This window comes from Tropicimonas isoalkanivorans (genome assembly GCF_900112335.1).
Classification (GTDB): domain Bacteria; phylum Pseudomonadota; class Alphaproteobacteria; order Rhodobacterales; family Rhodobacteraceae; genus Tropicimonas; species Tropicimonas isoalkanivorans.
The window spans coordinates 161,313-176,980 of the sequence record NZ_FOLG01000006.1 but is presented as its reverse complement, the minus strand read 5'-3'; the positions used below and the strand labels follow the sequence as shown (position 1 = coordinate 176,980).

The 15,668-nt window shown below is 63.9% G+C and carries 8 protein-coding genes; all 8 read right to left on the bottom strand.

Annotated elements, in window-relative coordinates; genetic code table 11:
- Positions 1-97: 97 nt before the first annotated feature.
- Positions 98-973: a dynamin family protein gene (locus tag BM075_RS12180; protein ID WP_093360954.1), complete on the bottom strand. Its 876-nt coding sequence runs from the start codon at positions 971-973 to the stop codon at positions 98-100.
- Positions 973-3,069, bottom strand: a complete 2,097-nt coding sequence (locus BM075_RS12175) for a dynamin family protein (protein ID WP_093360953.1) — start codon at positions 3,067-3,069, stop codon at positions 973-975. The genes BM075_RS12180 and BM075_RS12175 overlap by 1 nt, the downstream gene beginning before the upstream one ends.
- A gap of 249 nt (positions 3,070-3,318) precedes the next feature.
- Positions 3,319-4,524 carry a hypothetical protein gene (locus tag BM075_RS12170; protein ID WP_093360952.1) on the bottom strand — a complete coding sequence of 402 codons (1,206 nt, stop codon included), beginning with the start codon at positions 4,522-4,524 and terminating at the stop codon, positions 3,319-3,321.
- 9 nt (positions 4,525-4,533) lie between these two features.
- On the bottom strand, positions 4,534-5,460 hold the full coding sequence (locus tag BM075_RS12165; RefSeq protein ID WP_177208329.1) for a PP2C family protein-serine/threonine phosphatase: 927 nt from the start codon (positions 5,458-5,460) through the stop codon (positions 4,534-4,536).
- Entirely contained in the window at positions 5,444-6,733 is a 1,290-nt protein-coding gene (locus tag BM075_RS24840; RefSeq protein ID WP_245758832.1) for an FHA domain-containing protein, read from the bottom strand. Before BM075_RS24840 ends, BM075_RS12165 begins: the two co-directional genes overlap by 17 nt.
- Positions 6,730-8,133, bottom strand: coding sequence for a serine/threonine protein kinase (locus BM075_RS12155; protein WP_177208328.1), 1,404 nt, complete (start codon positions 8,131-8,133; stop codon positions 6,730-6,732). Before BM075_RS12155 ends, BM075_RS24840 begins: the two co-directional genes overlap by 4 nt.
- 364 nt (positions 8,134-8,497) lie before the next feature.
- On the bottom strand, positions 8,498-10,888 hold the full coding sequence (gene ppsA, locus BM075_RS12150; protein ID WP_245758831.1) for a phosphoenolpyruvate synthase: 2,391 nt from the start codon (positions 10,886-10,888) through the stop codon (positions 8,498-8,500).
- 168 nt (positions 10,889-11,056) lie between these two features.
- Positions 11,057-15,616: a calcium-binding protein gene (locus tag BM075_RS12145; protein WP_093360949.1), complete on the bottom strand. Its 4,560-nt coding sequence runs from the start codon at positions 15,614-15,616 to the stop codon at positions 11,057-11,059.
- Positions 15,617-15,668: the final 52 nt, after the last annotated feature.

Below are 15,668 nucleotides of genomic sequence, written 5' to 3'. Positions count from 1 at the left end.
GCCATTCCATCATCAGCCGGCAGACAGTGCAAGCCGGCTTGCGCAGTTCGCGCGGCCACGAGCTCCCCTGACGCTGGCATGGCAGAGGCGGGCACGTTCAGAACGCGATCTCACCGAGCGCAGAGCGCGGGAGCCGCTGGCGCTGCCCCTCTCCGCGGCTTCGCGGGACGACCCTTTTCGGCGCGATACCGGCGCTGTCGCCATCCACGTGGGCGGGCGCATCTCCGGGCGCGGCCGGGCCATGACCCCGCCCAGATTCGGGCGATGCCTGAGCCGTCTCCCTCCGTCCCGGCACGACATTGAAAACGACGTCGAGAAGCTTCTGGGTAAAAGCCTCGGCTCCGCTCGCCTCCCAGGAGGCGCGATCGTCCCCGGCTTCTGCGGCCCGGAGCAGCGAGATCGGAAAGATACCCGAGAACAGGCCCTCGGTCTCCGCCTTCACACGGCTTACAACTCGTGTCCGGTCGCTCTCCGTCAGGATCTTGTCGAAGCGCGTGAGCAACAGCAGGCTGGTTTCGTGAAGATGCGCGGGCATCTCCGCCCAGGTCGCCGCCTCGCTCTGGCGCCAGGCTTGAGTGGCGTGGCTGCACCAGATCACGCTGTCGGCATGGGGAATGACCCTCTGCCAGATTTCCGGCGACAGGTTCGGGTCCGAGATGCCGGGCATGTCGATGATGTCCATCAGGTCCAGCACATCGGCGTCGAGGTAGACCTTGATGAAAGCCGTGTCATGGATGCTGACGGAGCCGATGCGATCGAGATCCAGCGGCGTTATATTGCCGTCGTGGTCCGTCCGCTCCGCCCCCGGCTCGCCGTAGGCGTACCAGATCGGCGGCAGTTGCGTTGCCGTCACCCGGACGGGGGACAGCCCCTCGCCGAGCAGGAGATTGGCCAGCGTGCTTTTCCCGGCACTGAACTCGCCCATGAGGGCGACAACGGGGCGGGCACAATCGGCTACGGGAGCAGTCGGCATCAGTGAGTCTCCGTGTGGCTCGGGGCGAGGTGCCTGGCCAGCACCTTCTTGGCCGAAGCAAGGGCTGCGGCCTTTTGCTTTGCACCATCCCCGAGACCGGCATCTTCGAGGTCCTCGGGAAGAATTTCGCTACGGAGAGCGAGATCGTTCAGGATTTGCCGCTGGCCGGCGACGAAATCCATCAGCGGCCGCAAGGCTGCGTCGCGAGTGGCGGCTCCGTAATCGCTCTTGAGCGTCTCTACCATTCCGGCGGTCTCGGAATTGATAAGGTCCGCAAAATCGGCGGCATAGGCACGGTAGCCGCGCCGGGCCCGCCACCAGCGGGTCCACCAGCCGACATTCATGTCCAACGCGATGGTCTGGCCGAGGAACACGGGCGGCGGCAGGATCGGCCCCGCCGGCGGCTCTATCGTGAAGCTCTCCGGGTCTACACCGAAGCCGCGGACGTACAATTCGCATGCCTCGGCTGCGGCTTCCTCATAAACCGTCTTGATGCAGGCCTGGCTGCGGCGGGCAAAGACCTGGAACGCTGTCCGAAGCAGGATCCGAAGGCCCGTCGGATCGTAGGACCACACCGACTTGTCCCCATGGGTTTCCAAATGCTTGATGAGCGCCCCGGTTGCCCGGTCCACGAACCCAGCGTGCGCACGGTCGAGCCGCTGATGGAAATCCAAAATGATCCGCTCGAATTCGTCCGCAATTCGCTGCCGGCACCGCTGCTCGATACGGTCGAGTTCCGCCGGCAGCGCCTGGTGGTTCATCGGAACGACGTTGCTGTCGTGGCTGGAGCGCCGTCCCAAATGCGTGGATGTTTCAAGGCTGGCGGCGAGGTTGAGCGCGGAGCGCGCCACGTAATCCGAAACCTCCCGCCCGACAGTGTCGGAGACGCGGCCGGACAGCGCCTCGAACAGTCTCGGGATGCCGGAGAGGTGCCAGACATCGGCCGTCGACAGTTGGCCGGAGGCGTCTTCGGGCATTTCGCCCGTCTCCGCCTCCGCCCAGTTTATGAGGGACTGCGTGCTTTCGGCGTTCATGTCCGGAAGCGTCCCCCGCAGGGCATTGTTGGCCCAATAGGCGCTGCCGAAGAGGATCTGAGCGTCTTCCGGCCCGTGATGGTCGCGAATGGTCTTGCGGATACTCGCGGCGATGTCGCCTGCCTGCGCGCCCGGGTCCGGCAGCTCGTCTATGCGGTTTACGAAGATCACGACGCTGCGCGAGGGAATATTCGCGATCAGCCGGATCAAGGCCAGGTCTACCGTACTCATTGCCTGATGCGCCGACAGAACAACAACGCAGGACCGACTCTCCCGGATCGCCCGCATGGTGATCTGCTCGCGCATCATGAAGGTGTCGTTCACGCCGGGCGTGTCGCGGATGCACAGATCCACCGGATATTCTGGTCGATACATGTACAGGTCTGCCGACTTGGTGATGTCGGCAAATCGGCCGCGGGTTGTTGAGGTGTCGTGATCCGTCTCAAAATCGTCGCCAAGGCAGACATAGCGTTCCACGAGTTCGGGGTCGAGGAAGCCGTACTTGTGCTCCTGCCCCATCAGCAGTTCGAACTTGTCGCCCAGCCGGTTCATTGACTTGGCGCGCATGGTTTCGAGTTGCGCCGCGACCTTCGCCAAATCGTCGTCCGCGCCGGCCCGCCCCGCGAGTTCACCCAATCTGCCGCCGCCCTGCATCAGCTTCTTCCACTCGTCCTGCTCAAAGAAGCGGAACATGGCGCGGGTGCTGTCCAGCAGCGGGCGGGAGGAAAGGTGGATGGAGGTGACGACAGAGGTCCACGGGTTCACGTCGGCCGGCAGCAGGTCCGGGCATCCGATCATGGCATTGACGAGCGACGTCTTGCCCGATTTCACCTGCCCGATCATCGTGACACTCGGCTCCGCCCGCCGCAGCCGCTGTTGCAGCTTGCGTGTGCTGGTCGAGATGGCGCGGTCGCCGATTTCCGCAATCGCGTCGATCGCCTGGGCCAGTTCCTCCAGGTCCGAGGCGATGGGCGCGAGGGAGGACAATCCTTGAGTCAGAAGATCGGTATCGATCTTCGGGCTGGGCATTTCGGCGCGTTCAATCTGTCGGTCGATTATCATTTGGTGCCCCTGGCGCGAGTCACTGGGAAAAGGAACACACAACACACACGAGAACGGATAGTCACCATTCGCCCCACAGTTTCCCGTTTCGCCCAAATTACCCCGACTTTGATGGCCATTCTAAGGCAGCAATCTGGCGAATTATGTTGTGGAGATCCAAAAATATTAACGAAAATTCAAAGATTAACCGCTGGGATGGTGTTGGCGAAAATAGGGCGAAGCGCAGTCCGCAAGAGGCGCCTCGTCCACTCACGCAGCCGCGCGCGCCTCGAAGGCGCGGCGTATCTGAAGCATGAGACAGGCACCGTCAGTTTCCGGGCTGCCGGTGCCCTCGATTTCCAGCAGGATCAGCAGCTCCTCCGCCTCCATCAGGAGGTTGGACAGCGTCGACAACGGCTCACAGCAGTCCCCATCGTAGGAATCGAGCATCTCCGTCAGACGTTCGATGGTGCCACGGCAGTGTGTCAGGATGTCGGCCTGCGTCACGTCTGCATCGGACCGTACGATCTCCAGAAGGCCGCGCGCGCGTTCCCGGACAAGTGCCGCTCCATTGCGGCAGAGCGCAAGGACGCGTGACGCCTCTTCCGGGTCCTGGGCAGTGCCATGGGCGGTCCGTTCCGGCTCCGCTGGTTGCGGGGTTTGAGGTTCGATGCTCGGCGAGGACGGGGTTTCAGGGTGCACATGCGGCACCTCGAAGGATGTGCCGAATTTCTTCAGGAACAGCAGAGCGGAATCGCTGTCGGCTTGCCCTCCGAGTTCGGCATGCCGGCTCAGGGCCGCCGACAACGTCGAAACGCCACTCTCCGTCCCACCATTGCAATCGTCCGGATCGACCGGAATTACGTCCAGAAAGGTGCCGGCAAGTTCCTCCTTCAACCGAGACGACCGCGCGCCCCTCTCGTCCCCGCATATCGCCAGAAACGCGTGATCCGTGAACCGCTCATCGACCCTTTGCCAGACCGCCCTCTCGGCATCGGTGAAATATCGCGAACACCAGACGAAGATATCCGCGCGGCTCGACGCCCACTTCAACGCCATCCTGAGTTCGCGGGGCGAGCCATCGGTCGTGATGTCGAAAATATGCGTCCGTTTGAGCGGCGGCTCCTTGCGCAGCAGCGACAGGAACAGGACATCCGGCGCGATGCCATCCGAGATATCGGCAACGTCGCGCGTCTGGCCGTCGGCAAACGTCGCGCGGTTCACCTCGCGCTCTCCGTACCGCAACTCGAGTGTCGGGCGTGCGGGCACATCTGGAATGAGCGCGCCCCCCAGGACCGCGTTGACGATTTGCGCCCGGCGCACGTCTGGCGGGCCGATGAAGGCAATCCGCACCGGCGTTTCCAGCCGCTTCAGCAGTCCCTCCGCATGGCGCGCGGCATTTGCCGGGAGCGTTCTGGCGGAAATGAGCGCCCGGAGGCGCTCGCAGACCAAATCAAACTTGCCGTGATGCGCCATGTCCCCGCCTCAACCCTGGTCGCACTGGAGGCGGCGCTGGCCCGCGAGGCCGGCAGGAGCCCTTGATTTCATCGCGACCATCGTCGCCGGGCGTGTCGGCACGATCGGCGGCTTACTTTTCAACTTTGGGCCGCGAAGCGCGGCGGTGTCGGTCAGTCGCACTTTAACGACGACGATTGAAATGTTGTCCTGCTCAGGATCGTCGATCATTTCGATCCCGCGCATCAACTGCGCCGCAATCTGCGCGCTGGAAACCGCATGCCAATCGCCGAGGATGGTCCGGATCTCCTCGGGCGACAGGTATTCGAGCCCGTCGCTTGCCACGACCAGCAGGTCGCCATCAGCAAGTTGGAACGGATCGGCCGGACAGTCGATCTGGGCGATCCCTCCCCCACCCACAACCGACGTGAGGCAGTTGCGGTCCGGATGCTCCGCGGCGGCCTCACTGTCCATAAGGCCCGAAGCCACGAGCCGATCCATCTTCCGGCCGAATGAATGCTCCTCGTTGAGCCTGTGAAGCGCCCCGTTCCGATAGAGATAGAGCACAGAGTCGCCGACGGAGATCCAGTGAAGCTGCTGCCCGTGCAGGACCACCGCCACCAGCGTGGCGCCCATGCCGATGGACTCCGGCCGGTCCTGGATATAGGCGCGGATGCAGTCGTCCGCCCCTTCAGCCGCGCGCGTCAGAAGGGCTCGGAAGCCCTCCTCCGGTGCCGACGCACCCGACTGCAGCTTCAGCTCGCTGAACACCTCCGTCAGGACGATCTTGCTGGCCACGTCGCCGGCGGCGTGCCCGCCCATGCCGTCGGACACCACCACGAGCCCGGTGTCGCCACCCAGAGGGCAGTCATACAGGACCGCGTCCTCCTGGCAGGCCCGCTTGCCCACGCTGACGGCGGAGGCCGCCTCGTAGAAGCCCTTAAAACGCTGCGGCATCCCGGGCACCATGTCCGGTATCTTCATCCCAGGAAAAGTCCGGCCCGCACAAGGCGACGAACCTCAGCGTGGTTTCTCCGATTCGGATCTCATCCCCAGTCGAAAGCGGCTCCGTGCTGAGCACTGGCATCCCGTTGAGCCGGACGAGGTTTGCCTTCCCGCCGTGGCCGATGAAGAAGCTCTGCTGCTCGCAATCGTAGGCGACGGCCGCATGGTTCTCGCGCGAAATACTGGTGTCACCATGGTCGAGCGCGACGGCCTGATCGTCACCGCGCCCGATGGTCGAGACGCCATCGAACAGTGGGTAGGACGCCCCGCGTCCCGGCCCCTTCACCACGGCCAGCCAGCCTACGGGAAAGCGTTCCAGTTCGGTTTGGAGGAGGGCCTTCTCCTGCCGCGCGAACGGGTTTGGTTCCATGTCCTCCGGACGGTGGAACCCGAGCAGGCGGGTCTTCACCCGGCCGGCGCGCTGCGGCTGCGGGCGCGGCATCTCTGAGACAGGTTCCGGCTTGGCCGCCAACCGGGCCGGAGCGGGATCCGGCACAGGGCGAAGGATCTGTTCGGCGGCGGGCTCTTCGAGCTCCGTCTCCTCGTCGTCATCCATGTCCAGATCCCAGATGCGCATGGTCTGCGCCACCTTTTCTACAGTGTCGTCTTGGGCATCGGGGGCGTCTGGCTCGGAGGTTTCGTCCGACGTGGCGTCCGCCTCTGTCTCTTCACTGGCGGCGGCGGCTTCCACTTCCGCAAGTATGTCCAGCCCATCGGAGAACAGGTTCGAATGGCCTTTTTCGGCGCCCTCGTCGTCTTCATCGTCTTCGGCGGGATCACGCGCCTTGGTTCGGAAGCCGCTCAGGGGTTGTTCGAATGCCCGGTCGAGGTCCGCCCCCGTGCGCAGGTGGGGTGCCTCGCCCGTTACGCCGGGATCATCCTCATCTTGGTCCTCGTCGTCGTCGTCGATCGGTTCTCCAAGCTCGGAAACCGCCAGAACGTCGTCCCAGTTGTCGAAGAGCCTTCCATCGTCGTCCCCGTCCTCCGCGTCGTCAATCGCCGCGTCCATAGGCGTGGAGTCGTCTTGTTCGACGGTATGCTCGGCCCGCAGAATGAACGTGTCGCCTCCCTCGTGACGATCCTCAGGAGGGCTGGCTTCGATCAAAGCCTCTTCGGGGGCCGACGCAGCCGGAGCGGGCGGTTCCTCTATAATGGGCGCTGCTCTCCGCGCCGGCGCCCGGTCCGCGCGTTTCTTCTCGATAAGTTCAGAAATGAATCTCATCATTCAGCCCTTCCGGCAATTGGCGTTGGGTCATCGGCGAACAAGGGTCCCAGGGTCCAGAACGCCCTTTCAACGAGTTTTTTTCCCGTTGCTGACGTGTCCCGGGTTTGGCGCGAGCGATCCCCGCGCCGTTCTTCGGATTGCCTCGCGATCTTTGCGATGTAGTCGATACGTTGCGGGATGGAGGGCATGCAGATGGTCTCCACCGGCGGGCGCCAGTCAGTGTCGAACGTCGGAACAGGCTCCGCAGCGGCTGCATCCGCGGCGGCCTTGGCAGCCTGCGCGCGCGATTTCTTCCGCTCTTCTTCCTCGGACTTGATCCGCTCCATCTCGACCAGACGCTGCTCCAGCTCCGCCTCCTCGCGTTCGCGTTCTTCCGCAAGGATGCTGGCAAGTTCGCTGTTGGTGCGGTGCGTCAACTCGCTGACCAACTGGTCGATGCGCGCGTCATTACGTGCCGCTTCAAGCGCCATGGACGTGTGGGAGTGATCGTCGATTTCCAGAAGCCACTCGTTCGCACTCTGCATCCGATCGCGCGCGAGCACCGAAACGGCCCGGTCGATCGAGGCCAGCAGGCCCTTGTCGAAGCGTTCGACGGAGTTCTCGAGCTTGGTGTAAGGGTCGGCCTGACCCTCCGCCAGGGCGGCGAGACGGTCCGGGCTCGGCGGGGGCGCCTCCCCCGTGATGGCGTAGTGGAACGTCGCACCAAGCGAATAGAGGTCGCTCGCAGCCGAATGCGCGGCGTGCGTGGCGTAGAATTCGTGCGGCGAGTAGCCATCTTTCACGGCATGGATCGCCGAGGCGTCGCGGGCGGCCTGCGCCCGGGCGGACCCGAAGTCGATCAACACCGGATTGCCGCTTTTCTCGATCAGGATGTTGTCCGGCGAGATGTCACGGTGAAGCATCCCGCGTGCGTGAATGTGCGAAATCGCGCTCAACACCGTCACCATCAGTTCACGGATCTTGGCGAACCCGAAATTCTCCCGGTTCTCCGAGATGATCGACTGAAGATCCCGCCCCTCAACGAAATCGAGCGCCATGTAGGCTGTCTTGTTGTCCGAAAAGACCTCATGCACGCGGACGATGTTCGGGTGCTCCAACATCGCCAGCGCCCGGGCCTCCTTGCGGAACATGTCCAGCAGCCGCTCGTAATAGCCGGCGTGCTCCTCGGAGCGGACGCGCACGTTATTCCCGTTCCGGCAGCAGATGAAGCTGGGGTAGCATTCCTTGATTACGACGCGCCGATCCAGGCTGTTGCGCGCGAGGTAGGTGATTCCGAATCCACCCGAGTTCAGGTACCGCTCGATCTTGTACTGTCCACGCAAAAGCGTGGAGCCGACCGGGAGTTCGTCGCCGAATTTGCTATGTTTTGTTCGCTCTTTCGGCGTTGTCCTGGAACTCATCAATGGTCCTTCCGGGCGGGTGTGGGCGCCTGAAGTACAGACGTGCCTTCGCCATGTTCCGAAGAAGGTGTCCTGAGAATGTGGCGACAAAATGGACAAACGCGCCCAATGGGGTGGCGGGCATGGCAGGTGAAGCTGAAAAAACGGATGTGGCGCACGTCCCGAAGGCACACAGGACTTCATGGCACAAGCGAGGCAGTCGCGCTTTGGGCGTGTTGGATAGTGCGAAAATGAGGGCCGTCAAGGCCTGTAACGCAGCTCAATTGCAAGACAATGCCGTCGCCCGAACGAGATTGTATGCCCGCCGGCAGCCCAATTGAGACCGGCCATCGGGCAAATCACTGTGCGTCCGATCCGCGTTCTTTCAGCCGCGTTCCGCCTCCATCACGTTGGCCTTCACCGCGACGAAGCTGTCCGGCGTGACAGAAATCGTGTCGATCCCGGCGGCCACGAGGATCCGGGCAAAGCCGGGATCGTTGCTCGGCGCCTGACCGCAGAGCCCGATCTTGGCGCCCGCAGCCCGTGCCTTCGCGATGACGGTCTCGATCATCCAGAGCACCGCCGCGTCCCGTTCCCGGAACAGGTAGGCGAGGTCCGCGCTGTCGCGGTCGATCCCGAGGGTGAGCTGGGTCAGGTCGTTGGAGCCGATGGAGAAGCCGTCAAACCGTTTGGCGAACTCCTCCGCCACGATCACGTTGGATGGGATCTCGCACATCACGTAGACTTCCAGCCCGTTCTCGCCGCGCACAAGGCCGTTCTGACCCATCACCTCCAACACCCGGTCGGCTTCCTCCGGCGAGCGGCAAAACGGGATCATGACGATCACGTTGTCGAACCCCATCTCCTCTCGCAGCCGCTTGATCGCCTGACATTCCAGCGCGAAGCCGTCCCGGTAACGGTCGGAGTAGTACCGCGACGCGCCGCGGAACCCGATCATCGGGTTTTCCTCCGCCGGCTCGAATTGCGCACCTCCCAGAAGCTGCGCATATTCGTTGGTCTTGAAGTCGCTCATCCGCACGATCACCGGGTTCGGGTACCAAGGCGCGGCAATGCTGGAGAGCCCCATCGCGAGCCGCTCGACGAAGAACTCCGTGCGGTCGGCATAGCCCTGGGTCAGCGCGTCGATGGCGGCTTTATCCTCATCGGACTTCAAGTCGCCGTACCGGGTCAGCGCCAGCGGATGCACGCGGATCTCGTTGTTGATGACGAACTCCATGCGGGCGAGGCCCACACCGTCCGCCGGCAGACGCCACCAGCGCATCGCCGCGCCCGGATTGGCGAGGTTCAGCATCACCTTGGTCCGGGTCTCCGCGACATCCTCCAGCCGGGTCTCCTCGACCTCGATCTCGGCCTTGCCGGCATAAACCACCCCGCGATCGCCCTCGGAGCAATTCACGGTTACCATCTGCCCGTCGTGCAGCACATGGGTCGCCACGCCGGTCCCGACGATCGCCGGCAGGCCAAGCTCGCGGCTCACGATGGCAGCGTGGGACGTGCGCCCGCCGTGATCGGTGATGATGGCCGCGGCGCGCTTCATGATCGGCACCCAGTCCGGGTCGGTGATGGAGGTGACAAGGATCGCGCCGTCCACAAAGCGCTCGATGTCCTCTGCATCCTCGATCAGGCAGACCTCCCCGGCGGCTACGGACATGCCGACGCTGAGGCCCTCCAGCAGCTTCTCTCCGGCCTTCTTCATCCGGAAGGACTTGAGCGTTCCGCCGACAGCCCGGGACTGGACCGTCTCCGGCCGCGCCTGCACGATATAAAGCTCGCCGGTATCCCCGTCGCGGGCCCATTCCATGTCCATCGGCTGGCCATAGTGATCCTCGATTGTGCACGCCGCGCGGGCAAGTTCCAGGATCTCCGCGTCCGACAGGACGAACTGCGCCCGCTCCTTCCGCGATGTGGCCACGTTGCGGGTCGTTTGGCCGGAAGAGCCGCCGTAGATCATCTTGATCTTCTTGGCGCCGAGCGCCTTTTTCATGATCGGCGTGATGCCCGCTCTGCCGAGGAAGGGCTTGTAGACCTGGTACTCGTCGGGATCGACGGCACCCTGCACCACGTTCTCCCCCAGTCCCCAGGCGGCATTGATGAGCACGACCTTGTCGAAGCCCGACTCCGTGTCGATGCTGAACATCACACCCGAGCCGCCGGTATCCGCCCGCACCATGAGTTGCACGCCGATGGAAAGCGCAACGGCCATGTGGTCGAAGCCCTTCATCTCGCGGTACGAAATCGCCCTGTCGGTGAACAGCGACGCGAAGCAGCGACGGCAGGCGCGCAGCAGCGCCTCCTCCCCGCGGACGTTCAGGAACGTCTCCTGCTGTCCGGCGAAACTTGCGTCGGGCAGGTCCTCGGCCGTGGCGCTGGAGCGCACCGCGACGGCCGGGGTTTCCATCCCGACCCGCTCACCGAGCGCCCTGTAGGCCGCCCTGATGTCCCGCTCGATCTCCTCTGGCCACGTGCCGGACCGCACTTCCGCGCGGATGCGGCTGCCCGCTTCGTGCAGCGTCATCCTTTCCCGCGAGAGGTCCTCCAGCGTCTGTGCCACCACATCCCGCAGGTCGTTTTCGTCAATGTACGCCCGATAGGTATCAGAGGTCGTGGCGAACCCCGGCGGAACCTTAATGCCCTTAGCCCCGAGCGACTGCACCATCTCCCCGAGAGACGCATTCTTGCCGCCGACCCGTGGCACGTCCTGCCGTCCGAGATCGTCGAACCACACCAGCGTTTTGTCCTGGGCATGCATGGCCATTCCTCCCCTCCCCGGCGCGGGTTTCCGGGCAGGAGTCTACACCGAGTGGGGGAAAAACGCGTTGATCCTCGTCATGGCCAGAGGTGTATGGAACAGACCGGGAAGCGCGCCGGCCATTGGAAGGCAGCGGTGGCGCCCGGTTCCCTGAAGGCCCCGGAACGGACCCGGTCAGAAGATGAAATCGCCCCGGTCGAGCTCGTTCGGGGCAACATCCTCCAGCCTGACGGTGACGTTGGCAAACGTGATGAGCGTATCACCACCGGCGGCCTTGGAGATCTCCAGATCGGAATAGCGGGACGCCCCGGACCGGATGACCATGTGATCCACGTCCGGTGTGAAATCGACGATCCTGTCCCGGCCGTCGCCCCGGTCGAACAGGAACCGGTCGGCCCCCCGTCCGCCGTCGAGAACGTCGTTCCCCCCGGCGCCACGCAGGGTGTCCCGGCCGTCGCCGCCCCGGACCACGTCCCTGCCCTCGCCGCCGATCAGGAGGTCCTTGCCGTCATTCCCGAGGACCACATCGCGCCCGTCCCCGCCAAATAGCCTGTCCGCCCCGCCTTTCCCAGCAAGCCGGTCGTCGCCCCGGTTGCCGGACAGCACGTTGGCACTGTCGTTGCCCGTCAGCCGGTCCACCCCGACCCCGCCGAGAATGCCGTCGATCCCCAGAAGCTTGTCGCCCGTCGCGATGCCAAGGTTGGTGCTGCCGGTGTCGAGGTTGTAGACGACCTTGCCCGAGCGGGTCGAAAAATCCAGAAGGTCCTCCGGCGAGTCCCGACCGTCGTACCGGTCCAGCCCCTTGCTGAGGGTCAGGCGAACCGTGGCCGCGCCGCCCTCGATCTTCTCGATGCCGCTGAATGTTCCGCGGGCATTCAGCGTGCTGTTCACCTCCTTGATCATGAAGGAGTCCGCCGCGGCATCTCCCGGCCCCGGCAAGATGCGGGAGACGTCGTCAACGCCGTCGGAAAAGACCGGGTTGGCCTGTTTCACATCTCGCGGCGTCAGCAGAACGCCGCGATACTCGCGGGCCTCGTTCGTGCCCGTGTCGATCCAGACGGTCTTCGCGTGGTAGAATTCGCCGGAATAGCGGCCCGTGGCGAAATTCACCTGGAGCTCGCCACCAGCGCTGCCGAGATCGAGCACATCGAACCCTCTCCGGCCGAGGGCGTCCGTCCGGCCGTAGCCGATCACGATACGGTCGTCGCCACCGCCGCCATCAGCGCGATCCGCTCCGGCGCCGGTCAGGAAGATGTCGGCGCCGCCCCGCCCCACCAGCACGTCATTTCCCTTGGCGCCGGACAGGACGTTGGCCCGGCGGCTTCCGGTGATGGAGTCGTCGCCGTCGGTGCCATAGACATTCTCGATCTGCGACAGCGTGTCGAAGCCGAAGCTGCCCGTGACGGTTCCAAAGTCCAATCGCACCGTGATGCCGCCGAAGTTGGCGGCGGTCAGTTCGCCCCGCAGGCCATCGGGCACGGCATAGCTATAGTCGGCCGTATCCGTGCCGCGCCCGCCCACCAGGGTGTCGTTCCCGGCGCCGCCGTGAATTCGGTCGTCGCCACCACCGCCGCGGATCTCGTCGTTACCGGCACCACCATAAAGGATGTCCTGTCCCGCCCGACCATCGATCAGGTCGTTGTCGCCGCGCCCGATCAGGGTTTCCCCTCGGGTCGACCCTCTCAGCACGTCCTGGCCGTCCGTCGCGATGACCCGTTCGAAACCATCAACCTTCGTGTCGACCTTGACTTGCGTGTACCCCCCGTACAGCCCCGTGCCGTAGGCGGTCCCCAGCCCGAGGTCCACCACCGCCTTCGTTCCGCTCGCCGGGGAAGACACATGATCTATCACCAGCGTGTCGAAGCCCGCCCCGCCTCGTACGACGACGCCCTCCATCCGTTCCAGGCGGACATAGTCGTTGCCGTTGCCGGCCAGAACGCGGCTCTCGGCGTCGGATGCGTCGAACAGGATGTCGTCGTCGCCTTTGCCGGCCAAAACCTTTCCGCCGGCGGAGCCTCCCCCGCCCAGGACGATCTCGTCGTTTCCGGCATCCGCATGGACGGTGGCGAAGCCGCGGTCCTGGGTGAAGTAATCGTCCCCTGCCCCAAGCCAGAATTCCCGAACGGCGCTGAATTCCGGCTCGCTGACGATGCGGTGGGCGCCGTCGGGCAGGATGAACTTCTCGAACCCGTCAATGTTGGCGCGGAAGAAATTGTTGCCCCCGGAGGTCAGGCTGCCGGTGTAATCCACGTCCGTCGCGGTGATGCTCCGGCTGATGGACCCCACGAGCCGAAACGTCCATCGCGCCTCGCCGATCCCGGTCAGGTCGAGCGTGTCGGTACCGCCACCGCCCTCGAAGGTCACGCCGCCGAAGCCGTTCGATCGAGGGGTCGTGACCTTTATCAAATCGTCCCCGTCGCCCCCGTTCGCGGAATTGGCGCCCCGAGTCAGGATCCTGTCGTTGCCACCCGCGCCGTGGAGCGAAATCGGCGCATCCCAAGGACCGACCGCGCCCTTGAGCACATCCGCCCGGTCGGTGCCGACGTATTGTTCTATGCCGACCGCTGTATCGACGGCCACCCGTTCCCCGGACGCGCCGATGTGCTCGATCTTGCCCGTCGCCGCATCGATCCGGACCGAACCGCCCCAGTCGGTCAGATCGTCCAACGCGTCGCGGATCTTGTTGCGGAGGTCCGGATCGCCGTTGATGCTGCTGCGGAGTTCGGCAATGGTGTTGTAATCGAGCGAATAGCTCAGGACATCCCGACCGTCGCCACCGTCATGCGCCTCGCCACGGCCTTTGACCGGGCGACTGGTGGCCACGATGAAGTCGTTCTGGTCGCCGGAAAATGTGCGGTCCAGGCCCGCCCCGGCAAACAGGAAATCGTTGCCTGGCCCGGACATCAGGATGTCGTTGCCGCCCTTGCCAGCCAGGACGTCATCGCCGTTGGCGGAGATGATCCGGTTCGCCTTGCCGTTGCCGGTCAGGGTGTGGTCGCCGTTGCCCTGGATGATGAGGTTCTCGATGCCCGACAGAGTGTCGGTCCCCTCGGTGGTGAAGGCCATGCCATCGGTCAGGTCGATGCGGTTGCCGCCGTTGCTGCCGCTTTCGAGCATCTGGTAATAGTCCAGCCCCGCATTCCCGTTCGCAACGTCGTCGCCGAGACCGGGCAACAGCACATCGTTTCCGGCGCCGCCATTCAGCAGGTCATTCGCGGTGCTACCGAAGATCCGGTCGTTACCGCCCCAGCCGTTCGCCACATGCAACCCGTCGGCATTCGAAATACCCGAGGTGTTCAGGAACATCAGGTTGTCGCGGTCATTGCCGTTCAAGACTGACCCGCCGATCTTGGCGCGCTTGAGCTCGTCGATGGTGAATTCGATATTGCGGAACACCACCCGCTCTACGCCGAAGAGCTTCGTGGACCCCTCGTTGATTCCGCCCGCCAGCGGCTTGACGTGAGACACGACGATCTCGCCGTCCGTCGGGTCCTTGGCGAACTCGTACTGATTAAAGTAGCCGGAAAAATAGACCATATCCTGCCCTGCGCCGCCGTAGAACAGGTCGTCCCCCTCGCCCGCCACCAGAACGTCGTTGCCGCCACGCCCGTGGATCTCGTCGTCGCCACCGCGCGCGTCGAGAATATCCGCCTTCCGGTCGCCCAGAACGATCTCGTTCAATTCCGTTCCGATCGCCGTGGGACCGACCAGCGCGTCACCGACCACGCCGTTGTAGAGACGCAAGTCGATATCATCGAGCCAATCGGCGATCTTGAAGAGGGTCGTATTGAAACTGCGGACCTCGGACAGCAGGTCCTGGATGTTGTCGATGAGCGTGTCGAGGAAATCCGCCTCCGGCATGAGTTTGCGAATTTCATCGGCGACGCTGTCGAGGAGGTCGTCGATCCCGAGTGTCTTCGTGAGAAAATCCATCACCGGCGCGACGACAAGATCGAAAACGAAACCTGCCGCGTCCAGCAGCGGCTCTATCGGCTTGATTGCGGCCGCCGCGATCTTCAGCGGCGAGGCGATGTCCTCGATCATCTCCCAAGCAGCCGAGAAAGCCGAAAAATCCACATTGATCGGCCCGATCCTGGCCGTGTCGATGATGTCGAGCACGCCGTCGATTTTCGAGACGATCTTGTCGAAGTTGGTCGCAAGGGGGCCGACCACCTTGTTGCGGGCGGCAAACTGGTCCTCGACGTCCAGTTTAAGCTGGCGGTACTCCGCGCCGCTTGCCTTGTCGAGCGCCATGAGGAAGCCCGCCGCCGCCGCGCGCGTGTTCTCCAGCTTGTCGATCTTCTCGCCGATCTTTTCGGAGATCTCGTCGAGGTTTTCCTGAACGTTTTCCAGCTTCTTTTCCAGCAGGTCGAGGAACTGGCCTTCCTCCTCCCGTCCGTCGCGATTGGCGTCCTGAGTGCCGTTGAGCTTGTCCATGGCCTCCTCGATCTTCTCCACCGCGGGGCGAACGGCCTTCAGCACGGTTTCGAAGGCCCGCGAGGGCGCTTTCAACGGACCGGCCTGCTTGGCGAGTTTCAGGACCGTGAGTTGGTCGTCGATTGCCTCGCCGATCTTTTCGGCCACGTCGCCAGTCGTGTCGACGGTGCTCACCACGGTTTCGGCCAGCCCCGCAGCTTGATTGAAATCCTCCACCCAGTCGCGCAGTTTTTCGAGGTTCCGGACCGTCTTGCCTAGGTTGCTGTCATAGGTCTGCAGTTCGGTCCGGTAAGACATTCGGCGCGTCTCCGAAAGATTGTTGCAAGAATCTTGTTCGGGAGACTATGGC

Excerpts from the sequence above, each read along its gene's own strand:
- BM075_RS12180 (WP_093360954.1), bottom strand. The coding sequence starts at position 973 with ATGCCGACTGCTCCCGTAGCCGATTGTGCCCGCCCCGTTGTCGCCCTC.
- BM075_RS12175 (WP_093360953.1), bottom strand. The coding sequence starts at position 3,069 with ATGATAATCGACCGACAGATTGAACGCGCCGAAATGCCCAGCCCGAAG.
- BM075_RS12170 (WP_093360952.1), bottom strand. The coding sequence starts at position 4,524 with ATGGCGCATCACGGCAAGTTTGATTTGGTCTGCGAGCGCCTCCGGGCG.
- BM075_RS12165 (WP_177208329.1), bottom strand. The coding sequence starts at position 5,460 with ATGCCGCAGCGTTTTAAGGGCTTCTACGAGGCGGCCTCCGCCGTCAGC.
- BM075_RS24840 (WP_245758832.1), bottom strand. The coding sequence starts at position 6,733 with ATGATGAGATTCATTTCTGAACTTATCGAGAAGAAACGCGCGGACCGG.
- BM075_RS12155 (WP_177208328.1), bottom strand. The coding sequence starts at position 8,133 with ATGAGTTCCAGGACAACGCCGAAAGAGCGAACAAAACATAGCAAATTC.
- ppsA (WP_245758831.1), bottom strand. The coding sequence starts at position 10,888 with ATGGCCATGCATGCCCAGGACAAAACGCTGGTGTGGTTCGACGATCTC.
- BM075_RS12145 (WP_093360949.1), bottom strand. The coding sequence starts at position 15,616 with ATGTCTTACCGGACCGAACTGCAGACCTATGACAGCAACCTAGGCAAG.